Origin of the sequence: Vibrio bivalvicida (assembly GCF_001399455.2) — a bacterium.
Classification (GTDB): Bacteria; Pseudomonadota; Gammaproteobacteria; order Enterobacterales; family Vibrionaceae; genus Vibrio; species Vibrio bivalvicida.
The window spans coordinates 55,448-74,653 of sequence record NZ_LLEI02000015.1 but is presented as its reverse complement, the minus strand read 5'-3'; the positions used below and the strand labels follow the sequence as shown (position 1 = coordinate 74,653).

Below are 19,206 nucleotides of genomic sequence, written 5' to 3'. Positions count from 1 at the left end.
AGGGGCGGGTCTGTCGCCCTAATAGCCGAAATATCGTGCCCATTGTCCCCACACGTCTTGTAGTCCGAGCAAGTCGCCCCGTACGAACCTGACTTTTTGTCCCGGTTTTGCTTGAGCTAAGCGAGGTAAATCAATCCGAGCAACACAACCGATTTTAGGGTAGCCACCTATAGTTTGTCGATCATTGAGCAATATGATCGGCTCACCACTTGGTGTGACCTGTATCGAGCCAAGCGCTATGCCTTCACTTAAATACTCTTTTTGGGGTGGGGGGACAATGGCACCGGATAGTCGATATCCCATTCGGTTGACTAATTGGCTTATCTCAAATTGTTGAGAGTAAAGTGAAGCTACCGCATCTCTAGAAAAATCGTTAACTTGATAGCCTTCAATGACTCGCAGTTCAAGAGGCAAATTGTAATTTGGCTTATACCTAAATGTCATTTGCACTTGCTTAGACCCGATTGAATGCTGATTGAAGGGCAAGGTATCGCCTGCCTGAACGGACAAGCCGTTATTCAATCCACCGAGTTGGTCCCTCTCCACTGTAGCAGCGCTACCAAGTTGAGTTGAGACGGCAAATCCGCCTTTAATGGCGAGATAGGCGCGCAATCCGTTCTTAGGCAAACCAAACGAAAGAGTTTGCCCTTTTAATGCACGAAATGTTGACCAGTTGCCAATAATCTCGCCGTCGAGTTTTGCATTTAAGTCACCGCCCGCAATGGCGAGTTCGCAGGAGTGGTGAACAAAAAATTCTGCCTGACCTAAGGTTATTTCCAGCGTAGGCATGTTAATTGTGTTGCCCAATAGATGGTTAGCCCAGCTGTAGGCATAATCATCAACAGGTCCACCTTGAGCAATGCCGTAGTGAGCAAGCCCAAACCGACCAAAGTCTTGAATTAATGTCTGTTGTCCGGGTTTGATGACTTCGATATAGTTCTCAATTGTCATTGCCAACCCTCGCTTATGATACCACCTAATGATAAATACTCTTCTCGCTCGATAGCGTTGAATCTGATTTTAGTGCCTATATTGAACGGCAGTATTTTTGAATTGGTTGGGTCATAAAGGTCTACTGGACAATTACCAATAATATTCCAGCCTCCAGGTGTCTCACTCGGATAGACAGCAGTTTGATTATTAGCGATGGCAACGCTTCCTTTCGGTACGCGAACTCTGGGTGTCCGTTTTCTTGGTCGCCGTAAAGGCACATCCACTTCTGTTAGAAAGGCAAAACCTGCAGTGAATCCAATGGCTCCGACCGTGTATTCAGGCTTGGTGTGCGTAGAGATGATCTGGTTGCATGATAGACCGGAGTCTAAATAGTCCTGTAGATCTGGGCCAACTGACAGATCATAGTAAACGGGTAGATCTAAAATGTCCGCTTCGTGTGCTTCCGGCATACTGAGTAAAGCTTGAGTGACGAGCTTTTCAAGGTATGGAACAAATTCGAAAATGGAAATTCTATGCGGCAGATAGTCAACGAGTATGGAGTCAAAAGAAGGGGTGACATTCATAACCCAAACGCCTAGCTGATTGCTCAGGTAGTGGCTGATTTCGCCAATAACCCAAGAAAGGTGATCATTGGGTTCACTATGGAAGCGGATTAAGATTGAACACTCCGCAACAGGATCGATAGAGGTGTCTATACGCATTAAGTAAGATTCTCCTTATCAAGCATGGCCCTAATTTGCTTGATTACATTCACTGCTTGTTCGTTATCACCATGTACACAAATGGTATCAGCCTCTAATTCAACAGAGAATCCGTCAATAGTACGAACCTTGCCGTAGCGAGCAATTTGTAATACTTGGTTGAGAATATCTTCTTGTTTGTTGAGTACAGCATTTTGTTGTCCACGTGGCGCTAAGAAACCATTTGCTTGGTAACTTCGATCCGCAAATGCCTCGAATAGCAGTGGGACGTCATATCTATCAGCAATGTCTAAGTATGGTTGGGTATCGGCTATTGCAAGAGTCATTAAGGGCAACCCAAAACTTGCGACAGCATCAACAACAGACTCAAAAACAACTAAATCCTTAAGCATGTCATTGTAGAGTGCGCCATGTGGCTTAACGTAACTTAGATCTTTGTTGTGGCTGTCGCAGAGTCCTTTAATCGCCCCAACTTGATAAATGAGCATATTGGTGATTTCATCAGCAGTGAGTTTGATACTTCGCCGTCCAAATCCTTGCAGATCGGGATAGCTTGGATGAGCGCCGATTTCGACGTCGTGTTTTATTGCAAGTTTAATTGTTTCATTCATTACTTGTGGGTCTGAGGCGTGAAAACCACAAGCGATATTAGCCATATGGATATAAGGCATCACGCTGTCGTCGTTACCCATTTTCCACGCTCCGAAACTCTCACCCATATCACAATTAAGACTGATCGAACGTTTTTCCATTGGCGTCAAATTTCCCTAATCAAATCATTTAGTAAGATGTTTCAAATAGCCGCACTAAACAGTGATCTAACTCATTATTTGATGAATATTTAACAAAAACAGTTCAATCCATCGAGCTATCACAAGTTCAAGCGGCTATGGTCAATGGAGAGAGGAGTGCGGAGCGCCACATACTGGGCCATAAAAACGGCTTTTTGTTTGTGAGAGCATTGATACTTCGTACAGCGAGAGCCAAGAAAGCAATTCGGAAACCCTGATAAAATCAGCGGATACCGCAATACATACAGCGAAAACAAACGGTAAAGGTCGATTTGTCATCAGAAGTGAAGAGCGAGCACTCGATAGAGCATAAGAGCTTCGCTTAGGATCTAATTGACTTAGCATAACAGCGTGTTTTTACAAGGCTAGTGACATGAACGTATTAGTAACTGGTGGAATGGGTTACATAGGTAGCCATACTTGCATCCAAATGATTGAGGCTGGCATGACTCCTGTCATTTTCGATAATCTATACAATAGTAAACATTCAGTGTTAGATCGAATTGAGAAAGTGACGGGTTTTAGACCACTCTTTATTCGCGGCGACATTCGTGACAAATCAGAGATTGTCGACGTATTGGAACAAAACAACATTGAAGCCGTCATCCACTTCGCTGGCTTAAAAGCGGTAGGGGAATCAGTAGAAAAGCCACTCGAGTATTATGATAACAATGTAAATGGTACGCTGGTTCTGGTTGATGCAATGCGACAGGCTAAAGTTCACTCGTTAGTTTTTTCTTCGTCTGCAACGGTTTATGGTGATCCTGCCTCGGTGCCTATTCGTGAAGATTTTCCTACAAGTGCAACTAATCCTTATGGTCGCAGTAAGCTCATGGTTGAAGATTGCTTGACCGACTTTCAAAAGGCCAACCCAGACTGGAGTATTACTTTGCTCCGCTACTTTAATCCTGTTGGATCACATCCGTCAGGTGAGTTAGGTGAAGATCCTCAGGGCATTCCTAATAACTTGATGCCTTTCGTTTCGCAAGTGGCAGTAGGGCGCAGAGAGTGTCTATCTGTATTTGGTGATGATTACCCGACACCGGATGGTACTGGAGTACGTGATTACATTCATGTTATGGATCTATCTGATGGTCATATTGCTGCTTTGCAGAAAGTTGGACAAACTTCAGGTTTACATATCTACAACCTAGGAACAGGTAATGGATCTAGCGTTCTTGATATGGTCAAAGCATTTGAAAAAGCATCGGGTAAAACCGTTGCTTATAAAGTGGTTGAACGCAGACCGGGCGATATTGCTGAATGTTGGGCAGATCCGGCAAAAGCGAAACAAGACCTTAATTGGCAGGCGGTACGCAGTTTAGAGCAAATGACTGAAGATACTTGGCGTTGGCAATCCAATAACCCCAACGGCTATCCAGAGTAATACCAGTAAGAATGACGAGATATTTATTCTGGTTGGTATAAGTTCTAAAAACGACAAAGCCACCTTTGCGAAAACTAAGGTGGCTTTTTTATGTTCGATACAAAATAGGCAAAATTGGACCGAAATGAAAGGGCAAGGTGAGTCGCCCTTTTGGCTAGCGGCTTACTCCACTTCTTTATCTTTACCTAATGACAATAGCCATACAGACACGCCTGCTACTACTGCAAAACCAGACAAGATAATGACAGGCATAGCGCTGTAACCAAGAACATGCCAAATAACCGATTCAAAAGTACTCATTATTCAGTGCTCCTTATTGCCAGCCTTTAACGCCGTGCATATCTGGTAGTTTATGCGCGATACCTTTGTGACAGTCTACACAGGTTTTCTCACCAGACGCCAGCGCAGTAGAGTGCTGCTTGGCACTTCTTGAGCCTTGCTCAGAGAAATCCATGTACTCAAACTGGTGACAGTTACGACATTCGAGAGAGTCATTCTTCTTCAAGCGCGCCCACTCGCGTTCTGCAAGGTGAGCACGACGCTCTTGGAATTTCTCCGGCGTATCAATAGTCTTAGTAACAAAGTGTGCAAACAGCTCTTTAGATGCTTGAACTTTACGTACGATCTTATCTGTCCACTCGTGCGGTACGTGACAGTCTGAACAGATAGCTCGTACGCCAGAACGATTAGAGTAGTGCACCGTTTCTTGAATTTCCGCAACGATAGGAGCGTGACAACCTGAACAGAACTCTTCAGAGTTGGTTGCTTCCATACCCGTGTTAAATGCGCCCCAGAATAGAAGACCGCCAGCGAAACCCATGAATAAAACCACACCGACTGCAGCTTTACTCGGGCTTGCTAACCGCTTCCAAAACGCTTTCAATAATTTCATAGATAACCTCTTATTTACTCACGTGATTACTTAAGCGCATCCACACTCTTGAAATCGTTCTCGATTAAAGGTTTTGCGTTTGCTTGAGGTACGTGACACTGAAGACAGAAGTAACGACGAGGAGACATATCAGCAAGAACAGCGTCTTCACGGTTAACATAGTGGGTTACACTGATCTTCGTCGCGCCCATCTCTTTGGCGTTTTTCCAACTGTGACACGATAGACACTTGTTCGCGTTCAAAGATACTTCATAGCTACGAATGTTATGTGGTATTAGAGGTGGCTGGTAAACAAAGCTACTGTCTAAAACCTGCTCACGTGGGTACTTTTTAAAGTCATCAGCTGAGCGTGTCGCTTCAAGTTCACTTGCTCCACGTAGTGATTCAAGACCACCAATACCGCCTGGATTTTCCAGTTCAGCTACAGCAGTTCCACTTACTAGAGCACCGACAGATAAAAGTGCAATTAGAAATTTCTTCATTATTAATTCTCCGCCTAATGGCTAAATTCTTGATTCTGACCACCCTAAATAGGGCGGCCAGAGCATTCATAATTAAGCGATCTTAGTGATCTTAACTGGACACTTCTTGAAGTCTGTCTGTTTAGAAAGCGGGTCAGTCGCATCAAGAATCAACTTGTTAATCAGAATACGTGCGTCAAAGAATGGTACGAATACCAAGCCTTCAGGTGGACGGTTACGGCCACGTGTCTCAACGCGAACGCGAACTTCACCACGTTGGTTCTCAATAAGAACCTCTTCACCGCGTCGTACGCCGCGAGCTTTTGCGTCAGCAGGGTGAATGTAGACCACTGCATCAGGTACCGCTTTGTATAGCTCAGGTACACGACGAGTCATCGTGCCGGTATGCCAGTGCTCAAGAACACGACCAGTACATAGCCACATATCATATTCAGAATCTGGAACCTCAGGTGGCGCTTCATATGGTGCTGAAATGATCCACGCTTTACCATCTGGTTTACCGTAGAAGTCCCAATCAGAACCCGTTTTAGCATATGGATCTGAGCCTTCTTTATAGCGCCATAGGGTTTCTTTTCCATCTACGACAGGCCAGCGAAGACCTCGAACCTGGTGGTAAACATCATATGGTGCCAAGTCGTGTGCTTTACCGCGGCCGAAAGTCGCATACTCTTCGAATAGGCCTTTCTGCACGTAGTAACCGAAGTGGTGCGCGTCATCGTTTAGCTCTCGAGATTCTTCGATAGGGTATTTATTAATCACACCGTTTGCGAATAGCATGTCGTACATGGTTTTGCCTCGGTACTGAGGTGCTTGTGCAAGCTGCTCTTCAGTCCAAACTTCTTCCATCTTGAAGCGTTTTGAGAACTCCATTACCTGCCATAAGTCGGATTTCGCTTCTCCAACAGTGCCCACTTGTTGATACCAAGCTTGAGTACGACGTTCTGCGTTACCGTAAGCACCTTCTTTCTCGATCCACATTGCTGTAGGAAGGACAAGGTCCGCAGCTTGTGCAGTCGCTGTTGGGTATGGGTCAGAACAAACGATAAAGTTTTCTGGGTTACGGTAACCCGGCAAACGTTCGCCATTGATATTTGGACCTGCTTGCATGTTGTTGTTACACATTACCCAGTAAGCGTTTAGTTTACCGTCTTTGAGCATACGGTCTTGAAGAACCGCGTGGTAACCTGGTTTTGGTGGAATAACACCATCAGGAATGTTCCAAATCTTCTCTGCAACTTTACGGTGTTTAGGGTTTGCAACGACCATATCTGCTGGTAGGCGGTGTGCAAACGTACCCACTTCACGAGCTGTACCACATGCTGAAGGCTGACCTGTTAGTGAGAATGGGCTGTTACCAGGAGTCGAAATCTTACCTGTCAATAGATGGATGTTGTAAATCAAGCTGTTCATCCATACACCGCGAGTATGTTGGTTCATACCCATAGTCCAAAGAGACATAACTTTAGTCTTTGGATCAGCGTATTGCTTAGCAAGCTCTATTAGTTTTTCTTTCGATACACCTGACATTTCAGATGCCTTCTCTAGAGTGTACGGCGCAACTGATTTCTTGTATTCCTCAAAAGAGATCGAAGACATTTTTCCTGAGTTAGGGTTAGCCGCTGCTTTTTGTAGTGGGTCATCGTCGCGAAGGCCATAGCCGATGTCAGTTGCAGTTTGCTTGAAATTGGTGTGCTTGTTAACGAAGTCCCAGTTAACTGCATCGTTTTCGATGATGTAGTTTGCAATGAAGTTAGCGATTGCCAAATCTGTCTGAGGCTCGAAAATATAGCCTTCGTCTGCCAACTCAAAAGAGCGGTGGTAGTAGGTAGAGAGTACATTTACCTTAACGTGAGGGTGACTTAAACGACGGTCTGTAACACGAGTCCAAAGTACTGGGTGCATTTCAGCCATGTTTGAACCCCAAAGTACGAAAGAGTCCGCATTTTCGAAGTCATCGTAACAACCCATTGGCTCATCAATACCGAAGGTACGCATAAATGCACCAACCGCTGATGCCATACAGTGACGAGCATTAGGGTCGATGTTGTTTGAGCGGAAACCTGCTTTCATCATTTTTGCAGCAGCATAACCTTCCATGACAGTCCATTGGCCTGAACCAAACATCCCAACACCAGAAGGTCCTTGTTTCTTAAGCGCTTCTTTCCACTTGTCTGCCATAGTGTCAAATGCGACATCCCAAGACACTGGAGTGAAGTCACCTTCCTTGTCGTACTTACCGTCCTTCATTCGAAGAAGTGGTTGAGTCAAACGGTCTTGACCATACATGATTTTTGATAAGAAGTAGCCTTTGATACAGTTTAGGCCCTTATTTACTGGTGCCTCTGGGTCACCTTGCGTCGCTACGACTTTGCCGTTTTGCGTACCTACAAGAACTGAACAGCCAGTACCACAGAAGCGACAAGGTGCTTTGTCCCACGTGATTTTTGTTTGGTCTGAGCTCGCGATCAGATTAGTAGCAGACGCAGGCAAGGTGATGCCTGCAACCGCTGCTGCTGATGCTGCTGCGTTTGCTTTAACAAACGCTCGTCTTGTCATCTTCATACTTCACCCTCGGTTTGGGAATATTGAGTTCCAGTGTTGTTATTTTGTGATTCATCATCTTCAAGCCCAGTTTCGATTTGGTGATAAACCAAAGCTGTGCTTAACACATTCGGGAGGTTATTGATGGTTTCGATCGTATCGGTGATAAAGCCCTGATTTTGAGTTTCCAACACCACTACGATTTTTCCTTCCGGACTATCACCGTAGATTTCTGCGTTATCATTCTTTTCTATCTCAGCTTTCACTTCGTTGAGGTGTTCAGGCGAACAATGTACGACCAAACTCGAAATGTGCACTTCATTCAGTGACATAAACTTCTTCCGTATTAAACTAAATTGCTCACATTGATGGATGAAGTAGGGCAAACTGCAACGCATGCGCCACACCCTGTACATTCATCAAGTTCTAATTTTGGTTGTGCGACTTTGCCGATTTCTAATCTGAATTTTATTGCCATGGTGTCACACATATCACCACAGCTACGGCATTCAACATTTTGCTTTGCCAGGCAGCTTCCTTCTATTGAAGCCTTTGCATTCCAAGGGGGAGCGATTTCATCTTTAAACAATGGCTCAGGGCACACGTCGGCACATTGATAGCAAAATGTGCATTCACCTTGAGCAAAGTCGACTTGAGGAAAACCACCATCGCCTTTAATAATTATATTCGTTTCGCATACTTCACTGCATTTGCCACATCGCGTGCACATGTCAGTGAAAGTGTTACTGTTAATAAGCCATGGCAGGCGAATAGTGTTATCGTCAGCGAGACGTTTTGAAAAAAGGCGTCTTTTAGAAAGGTCTACCACTTCGCTACCCAGTTTTGTTAGATATTGTTTTTATGGCTAAATAACTGTTCATAACTTGTAATTTGCCCTTACATAAATTGTAGTTTTTGACATATTCGTATAAATACCCCCAAGGGGGTAATTGGCATTTAAAGTTGTTTTAGATCAATAAACTTACGCGTAAGTGATCACATATTGTCATCTTAATTAGTAATAAGCTTAGTATCTAATCACCGATTTTCTATTAAAGGTTGTAACCTACCCGTGTTAAAAAATGTGAAAAGCTCTGTAACCACAACTGTCGCCAAAGCAATGGTGTTGATTTTGCTTCTTTCGGTAACGACGACAGGGTTCGCAATTTTCACTCTGGCATCGAGTTTGAACGACGCTGAGGCGGTAAATGTTGCAGGCTCAATGCGCATGCAAAGCTATCGACTTGCCCATGATATTCAATCCCAGTCTGTAGACTATTCGTATCACATCACTCAGTTTGAGCGCTCAATCTATTCTGATTCAATGAAAGCGTTACAAAACTGGGCTGTTCCTGAAGACATTACACATGACTATTACCGATTAATTGTACGTTGGCATGAACTAAAGCATCTATTACGAAGTGAACAAAGAGAACGCTATCTTGTTTTGGTCGCGGGATTTGTAAATCAAATCGATTCTTTTGTATTTAAGCTGCAAGACTATTCTGAGAAAAAACTCATATCTTTGGCCTGGGTAGGTGGCTTGGGACTCGGCGGTGTTCTTTTGATCAGTATTTTTATTGTTCACTACACTCGTAAGCATATCGTTAAGCCGTTAAATTCACTCGTTATCGCCAGCGAACAGATCCAATCACGTTCATTTAATGTCGAACTAAATATAGATAGCGAAAATGAAATGGGTATTCTGTCTAAGGCGTTCAATAACATGGCCCGTGATCTCGGCAACCTTTATCGCGGGCTAGAGCAGGCGGTAAATGAAAAAACCCAGAAGCTTCAGCATGCCAATGATTCGTTGCGAGTGCTTTACCAGTCATCTCAAGAGCTTACGGTCTCTCGTATCACTCAAGATAACTTTTCCGCCATTCTAAAGCATATCGCGAGCCTAGAGGGCATATCTTCCGTACGTCTTGAAATTAATGAACCTGGGGAAAGAGCAATATTATTGACAGAAGGCGAAGGTTGTAAAAAGTGTACCAAGCAGTGCCAAAGCCAAACCTTGTCGCTTGATGGCGTTAAATTAGGTACCTTGTACTGGAAAGTCTCTCTACCGTGCCCAGATCAAGCATTGATCGACAATTTTGTACAAATTTTATCGCGTGCGGTATATTACAATCAGGCGCAGAGGCAAGCAGAGCAGCTTCTAGTCATGGAAGAGAGAGCGACTATCGCCCGTGAACTACACGACTCATTAGCCCAAGCACTCTCTTATTTGAAAATTCAGGTTTCTATTTTAAAGAGAGGGGTGAAAAAAATCCCAGACTCGCCTGAGCTTGCTAAAACGACACCTGTATTAACTGAGCTTGATACTGGTTTGTCGGCTGCCTATACACAGCTTAGAGAGCTGCTGACGACATTTAGACTGTCTATAAAAGAAGGCAGTTTTGGCTCGGCTCTACATACAATGACAGAACAGCTATCTGATCAGACAGATGCTGAAATTAAACTAACAAATGAGCTTTCTTCAATCGAGCTCGATACTAATCAGCAAGTGCATTTGCTGCAATTGATCCGTGAAGCTACGACTAATGCGATCAAACATGCAAAAGCCGAGACGATATCTATAGAGTGCAACGAAAGTGATACTCATATCAAAGTTGCTGTCCGAGATGATGGTATAGGCTTTGATTCTACTGTGGAAAAAGCGAACCACTATGGTCTAAGCATAATGCAAGAAAGAGCATCTAGGCTAAAAGGACAATTGAAAATTTCGACAACCCCAAACTTAGGTTGTGAAGTATATTTAGAGTATCCAAAATTAAAGGATTCAAACATTGACAGAATTTAGAGTTTTATTGGTCGATGACCATCCATTGATGCGTCGTGGTATTAACCAGTTATTGAGTTTTGAAGATGAATTCAACGTTGTCGCAGAAGCAAGCAATGGGGCTGAAGCTGTTGCCCAGAATCATGAACATAAACCCGATTTGATCCTTCTTGATTTGAATATGAAAGGAATGTCTGGGCTAGATACTTTGAAAGCACTTCGGGCTGATGAGTGTGACGCGACGATTGTAATTTTGACTGTCTCTGACAGTCCAGCAGACATTGAAGCGATTGTACAAGCTGGGGCTGATGGCTATTTATTAAAAGACACTGAGCCGGATGAACTCATCGAACTACTAAAGAGTTCGTTACAGGGTAATAAGTCATACAGTAAGGAAGTTGCAAAATACTTGTCTGAGCGCCAGAACAGCACAACGGTTTTTGATGAGCTTACAGATCGTGAGATGCAGATATTAAAAGAAGTAGCTAAAGGGCTAAGAAATAAGCAAATTGCCGACACCTTGTTTATTTCTGAGTCTACCGTAAAAGTCCATATGAAAAGCCTGTTAAAAAAGCTTCAGGTCCCATCTCGCACGGCAGCGACTGTCCTATATTTAGAGCGTTATGGTGAGATAAAGTAAATCGAATACCGTAAAAATTAAAGGGCGCTCAATTGAGCGCCCTTTAATTTTACTAACTTGTTGAATTAGGCTGACATTGGAACAAGGATCAGTGTACCAACGATCACTGTAGCTAAACCACACAGGACTGGCACAGAGGTTCGCTTAACAACCTCAAATGGACTGATCTTAGCCATACCTGATGTCGCGACGACAACACCTGATACTGGTGAGATAGTACGGCCCAAGTTAGAGGCTTGTAGCATTGGAATGATTAAGAAAGCCGGGTTAAGTCCCATTTTAGCAGCAAGCGAAGGCGCTAACTCAACAAAGGCATAGAATGGAGCATTTCCTGACCCCGTTGCAATAGCTGCTGCGACTGTTAGAGCAGTGAGGATAAACATCAACGCAATACCGCCAGCTCCTGCAGTTTCGGCAAGGTGAAGCAGGTTGTCGATTGCGCCAATAGACATAAGTCCTTGTGCAAATACACCAGCAGCAACTAACAACATTACCACGCCTTTAAATGCGTCTGCCATACCTTGGTAGCAAGACTCAAGATCTTCGAGTGTTTTCTCTCCATCGAAACGCTTAACAACAAAGTTCACCAACGCGCCGATAAAGATCGACAATACTACAATCGTGTAGATATCGAGTGATAGACCCGGAATTGTACGGCCATTAAATAGGAAGACACCGATTATAGGTAGAAACGGTAAAACAGCGTAGAAGGCTGGAGCATTCACTTCGATTTCTGAAACATCAACGCGCTCCATTGGAGAATTGTCTTTCTTGTCTAGATATTTGTTCCAGAAGAATGCAGCAACTGCCATCACAATAATCGCACAGATTGAAACTGGAAGAACAGTTTGTACGGCAAAAACGTCAAGTGCTAAACCCGACTTTTCGGCAGCGATAACAACATCACCTGAAGTCGGTGAGAGAATAATGGCAGCAGGGGATGCACACACAGCAACAGCAGCAGGGCGTGAAATGCCCATCGCGGTCATCATAGGGAACAACGTTGCCATTAACAGCACACCGAGACCTGTTGCAGAACTTACTGCTAAAGACATCAAACACGCAACGATGTAGGCAGCAACTAATAATACGTAGGGAGACTTAATGAATGAAAGCGGCTTAGAAAACTGTTTAACAACCACATTGTTTGCGCCAATGTGTGTCATGTAAGAAGCGAAACCACATAGCAGCATGATTTGCATCCCTAAGCCGCCACCACGGTATTGAAGCATGTATTTTACATACTCTAGAGCATCGGTAAACATATTACCTGTTGAAGCGACTTTTGAAGGTAAAACCGTATGGCCAATTAGACCTGTAATTATGAGTAGCAGTACACCTGCAGTTAAAAGAACGCCGGCTGGTTTATAGCCTTTGACGATGAAATAGCCAACCGCGATGGTCACGACTAATCCAATTAAGAGTTCCAGCATAGAATTCTCCTCCGAATATGAAAAATAGATAGAAACTGTTTCAAACTATGTCAGGGAATGTACAGAATTCTATGCTGTAGCACGAGTGCTAGTTTCTGTTCTGATGATCTAGAACAAAAAATCGTAATGAGTATTAAAATGCAAGGAATATCATGTATTTCGATGGTATATAGGATGTTAATAATATTGTTGCGGATAGTATTGGAACTAATAACTAGATCTATTGTTGAGGGTGTGTGCGGCTTGTTGACAGCTTATTGATATAGCTGGTGATAAACGATGCTTGGATCACCAATTGAGCTCAAGTTATTCGACTCATCAATGTAAACGGCAGGTAATGGCTCTGGCACACCTAAGAAATAGCCTTGAAATAAATCGATGTCTAAGTTACGCATTGCTTCAAGCTGCTGGCTGGTTTCTACCCCTTCGACAACCACTTTTGAGCCCAATATTTTGGCCAACTTGATACCAGACATTAAACGGAACTGGTCACCAGCCATATAAGCAAGCAATAGCGAACGATCTAGTTTAATGATGTCGGGTTTTAGACGCTCAGCCCTTTGACGGTTTGAGGCGTTAACTCCGAAATCATCGACGGCTATATTAAAATCACTCGCGGATAGTTTTCTCGTCGCGGTTTTTAGTGTTTCCTCGTTTGAAGCATTGAGTTCAACGATCTCCATCACCAATTGTGAGTTGTCTAAGTTTAGGGCTTTTAACCGTTGAGCGAGTAGACTCGCATCTATGTTTCCTAAAGCTAAGTATTCTCCTGCTGACGGAAGAACGTTGAGAAAGAGCTTAAGATGTCTATATTGTGAACGGGCAAAGTTTCGAATATGAATGACTCGGCTCAAGCGCTCAACGCTGATTTTGTCGTCAAAATTGATGTCTTCGTTGTGGAAAAACTGATCAGGGCGAATTGGGCCTGCCAATAAGTCGTGAATTCTAACCAAGGCTTCAACGCCAATGATGGTATTTGTAGTATCAAAAATAGGCTGGAATACACTATTGAGAGTCAGGTGTTTATATGTGCCAATGTATTGAGAATCCTCGTTCATCGAAAGACAATCCACAAACTGCTGCCTAGTGGAAAGAATCATATTTACTACTGACCTCTGTGCTTACCTAAATTATTCCGCATGAAATGGTGCAACGTTTTGACATATTATTGACACAGACTCGAATCTGTCAACGGTTGTCTATAACTAGATGGACAAGTTTTGAATCAGTCCCCGTTTTAAAAGGAGTTGCGTCAAAATAAAACAGTCAGATGGACTATGCTATCTGTCATTAAAGTCACCTTATCATCAAACTGTATTATTTAGAGCTGAGAAAAATTAATTCAACATAATTGGGATGGTTTTTAGGCGAAGTTCTCATCAGCACGGGTTAGAGGCGTTTTCATTGCGGCCATACTTTGACATCACAAGAAAAGAGAAAATCCTACTAATGAGTGATACAAATGTCTAGGTCAGCCTGAGCTGTGTTGGGCGTATCTTCATTTGATATACCTAATGGATGATAGGACTGTCCGGTATTTAGCTAAGCTGAATGACAGAGTACAATTGTATGTACTTTCTCACCAATTGTTTATCTGTCGCTCTTTTCAAAGGGTGCGTGAACTTTACAAAGTAGGGGCTAATACTAAAGTGCTGCTCTAATGACTGAGCAAGTAATGATTCACTCTCATAAAGGGTGATCCCTTGAACTCGGTATTCGTCAATTTCGTCGGGCAACTGACCCGTCCACCAATGAAGTAATTCTCGGCTCTGTTTGTTTCTAGTTATCCAGTGATCGGTGAGCAGAAGCAGTAAGTCGTTTGGTTGCACCGCGTAGCCGTATTCTTCTTGCCATTGAGCGATAGTACGAAACAGCTTTTTGCGGCATGAAGGTCCAGCACTGACGAGGTGAGAGGTTAGTACCCAGACAGTGCCAATTTCAGAGCTAATACGGTAGTGATGAGGAAAATCAGTACTAGGGTTACTATCTAGGGCCTTGTAGTCGTAATCATGACCGAACTCAGTCAGGGTACGTGAAAGACGTCTTGAAAAAGCCAAACCTAGATGATGCTCGCTCATTCCTTTATTGTGAATGGTCGGATAGTGTTTTTCACACAACGCCATACAATCGGCCTGAAATTCATTAACACTTTGAACCAGCACATCCAATAACAAGATCCATCTCTCCATAATGAGCAATATGCGACACTAGCCTAACACGCGCTAGTTAACTTTCGTTACACTTAATCGGCAAAATAATAAGGGACTTGAAGGGTTTATGTCTAAGATTGAATTTACATCACAACAAAAGCAGACGATGTCGCGAGAGCTACAACGCTACATGGAAGATGAGCTTGAGATAGAGATTGGCCAATTCGATGCCGATTTTCTGTTTGACTTTATTGTGAGTCGATTTGGAGCGGCTTTTTATAACAAGGGTCTTGCCGATGCTCAATCTATTATTGAGAGGAAGATCATTGATATTGCAGACGAAATTTATGAAATAGAGCAAGAGAGTTATTTTGAAAAGTGACGAAATCATTCGTTCAAGAATTTCGAACGACTCAATCAAGCGAAGGATATTTCTCTATTGTAAAGAATGGTAAATAATCTGTTGCAAGAAAGATGAGATATGTACTCTAAATTAAAACAAGAGTCATTAACCTTTAGGGCAATCAGATGAAATCGGAAGTTAAAAACTATAACCCAGTTGCACGAGCTCTTCATTGGCTTTCAGCGCTGGCCATTATAGGGTTGTTTGCTGTAGGACTATGGATGGTTGATTTGTCGTACTATAGTGAGTGGTATCGCACCGCGCCACATTGGCATAAATCAATCGGTTTGTTACTGGCAGGATTAACCTTATTTAGACTCTTTTGGAAAATAGTGACGGCGTCACCTAAAGTTGAAGGGGCCGCCTATGAGATCATCGGTGCCAAGCTGGCTCACTTGGGGATGTACGCGATACTTTTGGCACTCTTTGCCTCAGGGTACTTAATCTCTACGGAAGATGGGCGAGGCATTGATGTATTCACTTGGTTTACTGTTCCTGGGTTAGGAGCCTTGTTTGAAAACCAAGCCGATATTGCTGGACAAGTTCACTTTTACGCCGCTTGGGCACTCATTATTATTGCTGCAGTGCATGCTATTGCGGCTTTGAAACACCACTTTATTAATAAAGACAACACGCTACGCAAAATGATAGGAGCTTCAAAATGAAAAAAACGTTATTTGCTACCGGATTAGCAATGGTAATGGCATTACCATTTGGTGCAAGCGCGGCGGATTACATGATCGATACAAAAGGTGCTCATGCTTCGGTGAACTTTAAAGTCAGTCACCTAGGCTACAGCTTTATTCAAGGTCGTTTTAACACATTTGATGGCGAGTTTTCTTATGACCCAGCTAATGTTACAGCATCAAAAGTGATGGTAAATGTAGACACTACGAGTCTAGATTCAAATCATGCGGAGCGTGATAAGCACATCCGCAGCTCAGATTTTATCGATGCGTCGAAGTATTCTACTGCGACCTTCACAAGTACAAGTGTTGTCGACAAAGGTAACGGAAAGCTTGAAGTTAATGGTGAACTAAACCTACACGGTGTTACCAAACCAATTACTATTGATGCGATCTTCATTGGTGCAGGTCAAGACCCTTGGGGTGGGGAGCGCGCTGGTTTCTTAGGTTCAACTCGCTTGGAGCTTGCTGACTTCAATATTCCAGTAATGGGTGCATCTAGCTACGTTGATATGGAACTTCACGTAGAAGGTATTAAGAAGTAAGCCATTAACTGCTAAACGATAAAGTAGCCCCCAACTTGCGTTGGGGGCTTTTTGGTCAAGCGACTTATTTCCTAACCAAAATCCTAGCCTAGCGTTGTTATGTTTTATTGTTACGCCGACTCAAGCTCACGCTCTTCCACAACCGTGATACGCTCACCGTAAATAGGACGCAGGGCAATTAGCACGTTTTCTCGAGTGATCACACCAACTAACGATCCATTGTCTAAAACCGGCAATACGTGAGGCTTGCTTACTTTCATTGCTTTCGCACGTTCTTCTAAAGAAAGCGTGGTGAACTGAGTAGCAATACCCATGCTAGTTGTTGGATAAAGTTGCTCTTTATCGATACAGAGGAACTCAGCAATGTCGACGAGCTTGTCATTAGCATCGATAGCAACAACGTCTCGTGACATAATGTCGACCACTTTCTGTTCTTTGGCTGGTATGTAATCTTGGCACCAAAGATCCACCATTACGTCATGAGCAGAGAAGAACCCAACTAATCGGCCTTCAACGTCACAAACAGGTGCACTGACTTGATGGTTGTCTAGTAGAGTATCGATCGCCACTGATGTTGGCATTTCTGCGCGCAGTACTAGAGGTTGCTGGTTCATGATTGCTGATGCAGTAATGTTGCTGTTCATAGTGATTTCCTTAGCCGAATTAATCTGAGTTGTTGTAGTGATTGCGTGTACATTTGCCGCTTTAAGTTGTGGTCTGCGATAAATCCCCCAGTTAGCCAGTCCGACGAGTACAGAACCGCCGACGATGTTTCCTAACGTGACAGGAATAAGGTTGGCGAAGACAAATTGTTGAATGTTGAGGTCAGCATATTGAGTGGATGCGACTCCGATTTGCTGCCAGAAACTTTCTGGTGCGAAGTTGTGAATAACGATACCCAACGGCACCATAAACATGTTTGCGACGCAGTGTTCAAAACCGCTGGAGACAAACATTGCAACTGGCATGATGGTCATCGCTGCTTTTGTCATCGCATTGGCACTGCTGAAAGTGAGCCATATAGCCAAACAAACAAGTAAGTTACACAGAACGCCCAGAGCAAAAGCTTGAACAGGAGTATGGTGCAGTTTATGTTGGGCGATGTTTAATGCATTCAGCCCCCATTGACCGTGGTCCATTTGGTACAGACCTGCAGCCGACACGATGACTAGTAGCAACATGGCTCCAATAAAGTTACCAAGGTAAACTTTGCCCCAAATAGAAAGCATCTTGCTAAAGCTAATTTGTTTGTTCGCCCATGAAATGCTTGATAGGACGGAACTGGTGAATAGTTCACCGCCACAAATCACAATCAAAATTAAGCCCATGCTAAAGGCCAATCCGCCGGCTAAGCGGCTTAATCCCCATCCAGCTTCGGCACTACCCGTTGTAACAGTGATATAAAAGAGAAATGCCAAGCCAATAAACGCGCCAGCCATTATTGCTAGGCTCAAAGTCATGCCACTGCTTTTCTTTGCTTTACTGAGAGCGAATTTTTCTGCCTCAGCCATCATCTCGATGGGAGAAAAATATTGATTATTCGTTTGAGCTGATGCCATAAGCGCTCCCAAGTGCAAATTTCATAGTTAAACCTCCTTAAGATTTCAGCGACTTGATGTTCGCTGCCAAACCAGAATAGGTAAGTCACAACATCAGGTAAAATTGATAATTTTTAAAATCCTCATCAAAAATATTGATAAGGAAATTTTGATGGGTAAAATGAAACGACTTGCTTATTGGAACTACAATTAGCGAGAGATCAGAGTGTTACAGACAACAACTCAATATTGGAAACAAGGATAGGAGCGCTATGCGATATTCATTGAAACAGCTCGCAGTTTTTGATGCTGTTGCTGATACGGGAAGTGTAAGTTTGGCTGCCGATAAGCTTGCGTTAACGCAATCGGCAACCAGTATGTCGCTAGCTCAACTTGAAAAGATGCTTGGCCGTCCTCTTTTTGAACGGCAAGGCAAGCAAATGGCGCTTACTCATTGGGGAATGTGGTTACGACCAAAAGCAAAACGCTTGTTGCAGGATGCTCAGCAGATCGAAATGGGGTTTTACGAGCAACACTTATTGAGTGGGCATTTAAAGCTAGGCGCAAGCCAAACCCCAGCGGAACACTTAGTTCCAGACCTTATCAGTATTATTGATAACTCATTTCCAGAAATGCGCATTTCACTTAAAGTGAAAAGTACTGACAGCGTTTTACAGGGTGTTCTTGACTACAAATACGATATCGGGATTATCGAAGGTCGTTGCGACGACAATCGATTAAACCAAGAGGTATGGTGTCGAGATCATTTGACGGTTGTTGCAGCAGCCCATCATCCGTTTGCTCGTCACGAAACCGTAAGCCTTGCACAGCTTGAACAAGCGCGTTGGGTACTGAGAGAGCATGGTAGCGGCACAAGAATGATATTTGATAGTTCTATTCACCATCTTATTGAAGACTTAGATGTCTGGCGTGAATATGAGCATGTTCCTGTTTTGCGCAGCATGGTCGAAAATGGACAGTATCTTACCTGTTTACCTTATCTAGATGTTGAACGCTCAATAGAAAGCGGCCAACTAGTGGCACTCAATGTGCCTGAGCTTACGATGGAACGAACGCTCTCATTTGTTTGGCGCGCTGATATGGTCGAAAACCCGCTAGTAGAGTGTATTAAAAGAGAGGGGGCTAGAATGATGAAAGGTAAACCATCGGTTCTTTAGTATTTACTAAAACTGTTGAAATATCGATTGCATCACAATAACCATGATCCAACAAAGGTTTGTTACTTTAATAATGTGATCAAGGTATTACTTGAGTGTC

Annotated in this window: 20 protein-coding genes; 7 read left to right on the top strand and 13 right to left on the bottom strand. The window is 43.4% G+C overall.

What is annotated here, in order from left to right; genetic code table 11:
- Nucleotides 1-18: 18 nt before the first annotated feature.
- Genes APB76_RS02695 through APB76_RS02685 form a run of 3 tightly spaced genes read right to left on the bottom strand, consistent with a single transcriptional unit; the run spans nucleotide 19 to nucleotide 2,407 of the window.
- The gene (locus APB76_RS02695) at nucleotides 19-951 is read right to left on the bottom strand and encodes a 5-oxoprolinase subunit C family protein (RefSeq protein WP_049846235.1); all 933 of its coding nucleotides are present in this window, start codon (nucleotides 949-951) and stop codon (nucleotides 19-21) included.
- On the bottom strand, nucleotides 948-1,655 hold the full coding sequence (locus tag APB76_RS02690; protein ID WP_054962848.1) for a 5-oxoprolinase subunit B family protein: 708 nt from the start codon (nucleotides 1,653-1,655) through the stop codon (nucleotides 948-950). Before APB76_RS02690 ends, APB76_RS02695 begins: the two co-directional genes overlap by 4 nt.
- Nucleotides 1,655-2,407: a 5-oxoprolinase subunit PxpA gene (locus APB76_RS02685; RefSeq protein ID WP_054962849.1), complete on the bottom strand. Its 753-nt coding sequence runs from the start codon at nucleotides 2,405-2,407 to the stop codon at nucleotides 1,655-1,657. Before APB76_RS02685 ends, APB76_RS02690 begins: the two co-directional genes overlap by 1 nt.
- Before the next feature lie 412 nt (nucleotides 2,408-2,819).
- On the opposite strand from APB76_RS02685, the gene galE reads away from it, so the two are divergent.
- The gene (gene galE / locus APB76_RS02680) at nucleotides 2,820-3,833 is read left to right on the top strand and encodes a UDP-glucose 4-epimerase GalE (protein WP_054962850.1); all 1,014 of its coding nucleotides are present in this window, start codon (nucleotides 2,820-2,822) and stop codon (nucleotides 3,831-3,833) included.
- Between the two features lie 162 nt (nucleotides 3,834-3,995).
- Here galE and APB76_RS02675 read toward each other — a convergent pair whose 3' ends face one another.
- The 6 genes from APB76_RS02675 to napF all read right to left on the bottom strand — a co-directional run bounded on the left by APB76_RS02675 (nucleotide 3,996) and on the right by napF (nucleotide 8,577).
- The gene (locus APB76_RS02675) at nucleotides 3,996-4,133 is read right to left on the bottom strand and encodes a TIGR02808 family protein (RefSeq protein WP_064429683.1); all 138 of its coding nucleotides are present in this window, start codon (nucleotides 4,131-4,133) and stop codon (nucleotides 3,996-3,998) included.
- 13 nt (nucleotides 4,134-4,146) lie between these two features.
- Nucleotides 4,147-4,725, bottom strand: coding sequence for a NapC/NirT family cytochrome c (locus tag APB76_RS02670; protein WP_049846231.1), 579 nt, complete (start codon nucleotides 4,723-4,725; stop codon nucleotides 4,147-4,149).
- A 26-nt stretch (nucleotides 4,726-4,751) separates the two neighbouring features.
- Nucleotides 4,752-5,207, bottom strand: coding sequence for a nitrate reductase cytochrome c-type subunit (locus APB76_RS02665; protein ID WP_049846230.1), 456 nt, complete (start codon nucleotides 5,205-5,207; stop codon nucleotides 4,752-4,754).
- Nucleotides 5,208-5,279: 72 nt separating this feature from the next.
- Nucleotides 5,280-7,769 (bottom strand): periplasmic nitrate reductase subunit alpha, encoded by a 2,490-nt coding sequence (napA, locus tag APB76_RS02660; RefSeq protein WP_049846229.1) that lies wholly within the window; start codon nucleotides 7,767-7,769, stop codon nucleotides 5,280-5,282.
- Complete coding sequence (locus APB76_RS02655) at nucleotides 7,766-8,080, bottom strand: chaperone NapD (protein ID WP_049846228.1); 315 nt, start codon at nucleotides 8,078-8,080, stop codon at nucleotides 7,766-7,768. Before APB76_RS02655 ends, napA begins: the two co-directional genes overlap by 4 nt.
- Before the next feature lie 14 nt (nucleotides 8,081-8,094).
- Nucleotides 8,095-8,577: a ferredoxin-type protein NapF gene (napF, locus tag APB76_RS02650; RefSeq protein WP_049846227.1), complete on the bottom strand. Its 483-nt coding sequence runs from the start codon at nucleotides 8,575-8,577 to the stop codon at nucleotides 8,095-8,097.
- Nucleotides 8,578-8,820: 243 nt separating this feature from the next.
- Here napF and narQ point away from each other — a divergent pair, with 243 nt between their 5' ends.
- Nucleotides 8,821-10,554, top strand: a complete 1,734-nt coding sequence (gene narQ / locus APB76_RS02645; RefSeq protein WP_049846226.1) for a nitrate/nitrite two-component system sensor histidine kinase NarQ — start codon at nucleotides 8,821-8,823, stop codon at nucleotides 10,552-10,554.
- Nucleotides 10,541-11,173, top strand: a complete 633-nt coding sequence (locus APB76_RS02640; RefSeq protein WP_049846225.1) for a response regulator — start codon at nucleotides 10,541-10,543, stop codon at nucleotides 11,171-11,173. Before narQ ends, APB76_RS02640 begins: the two co-directional genes overlap by 14 nt.
- A 65-nt stretch (nucleotides 11,174-11,238) precedes the next feature.
- Here APB76_RS02640 and dcuC read toward each other — a convergent pair whose 3' ends face one another.
- The 3 genes from dcuC to APB76_RS02625 all read right to left on the bottom strand — a co-directional run bounded on the left by dcuC (nucleotide 11,239) and on the right by APB76_RS02625 (nucleotide 14,780).
- Nucleotides 11,239-12,606: an anaerobic C4-dicarboxylate transporter DcuC gene (dcuC, locus tag APB76_RS02635; protein ID WP_049846224.1), complete on the bottom strand. Its 1,368-nt coding sequence runs from the start codon at nucleotides 12,604-12,606 to the stop codon at nucleotides 11,239-11,241.
- 254 nt (nucleotides 12,607-12,860) lie between these two features.
- The gene (locus tag APB76_RS02630) at nucleotides 12,861-13,706 is read right to left on the bottom strand and encodes an EAL domain-containing protein (RefSeq protein WP_054962851.1); all 846 of its coding nucleotides are present in this window, start codon (nucleotides 13,704-13,706) and stop codon (nucleotides 12,861-12,863) included.
- A 438-nt stretch (nucleotides 13,707-14,144) separates the two neighbouring features.
- Nucleotides 14,145-14,780, bottom strand: a complete 636-nt coding sequence (locus APB76_RS02625; RefSeq protein WP_054962852.1) for a hypothetical protein — start codon at nucleotides 14,778-14,780, stop codon at nucleotides 14,145-14,147.
- A 103-nt stretch (nucleotides 14,781-14,883) separates the two neighbouring features.
- Here APB76_RS02625 and APB76_RS02620 point away from each other — a divergent pair, with 103 nt between their 5' ends.
- From APB76_RS02620 to APB76_RS02610, 3 genes are all read left to right on the top strand, one after another.
- Nucleotides 14,884-15,138, top strand: a complete 255-nt coding sequence (locus APB76_RS02620) for a DUF2164 domain-containing protein (RefSeq protein WP_054962853.1) — start codon at nucleotides 14,884-14,886, stop codon at nucleotides 15,136-15,138.
- Nucleotides 15,139-15,284: 146 nt separating this feature from the next.
- A complete protein-coding gene (locus tag APB76_RS02615; protein ID WP_049846220.1) occupies nucleotides 15,285-15,824 on the top strand; it encodes a cytochrome b in 540 nt (179 codons plus the stop codon).
- A complete protein-coding gene (locus APB76_RS02610) occupies nucleotides 15,821-16,390 on the top strand; it encodes a YceI family protein (protein WP_049846219.1) in 570 nt (189 codons plus the stop codon). The genes APB76_RS02615 and APB76_RS02610 overlap by 4 nt, the downstream gene beginning before the upstream one ends.
- A 110-nt stretch (nucleotides 16,391-16,500) precedes the next feature.
- Here the strand turns inward: APB76_RS02610 and focA are convergent, their stop codons facing one another.
- Nucleotides 16,501-17,949, bottom strand: a complete 1,449-nt coding sequence (gene focA, locus APB76_RS02605) for a formate transporter FocA (protein ID WP_049846218.1) — start codon at nucleotides 17,947-17,949, stop codon at nucleotides 16,501-16,503.
- Nucleotides 17,950-18,200: 251 nt separating this feature from the next.
- Here focA and APB76_RS02600 point away from each other — a divergent pair, with 251 nt between their 5' ends.
- On the top strand, nucleotides 18,201-19,106 hold the full coding sequence (locus APB76_RS02600) for a LysR substrate-binding domain-containing protein (RefSeq protein WP_049846217.1): 906 nt from the start codon (nucleotides 18,201-18,203) through the stop codon (nucleotides 19,104-19,106).
- Nucleotides 19,107-19,206 lie beyond the last annotated feature (100 nt).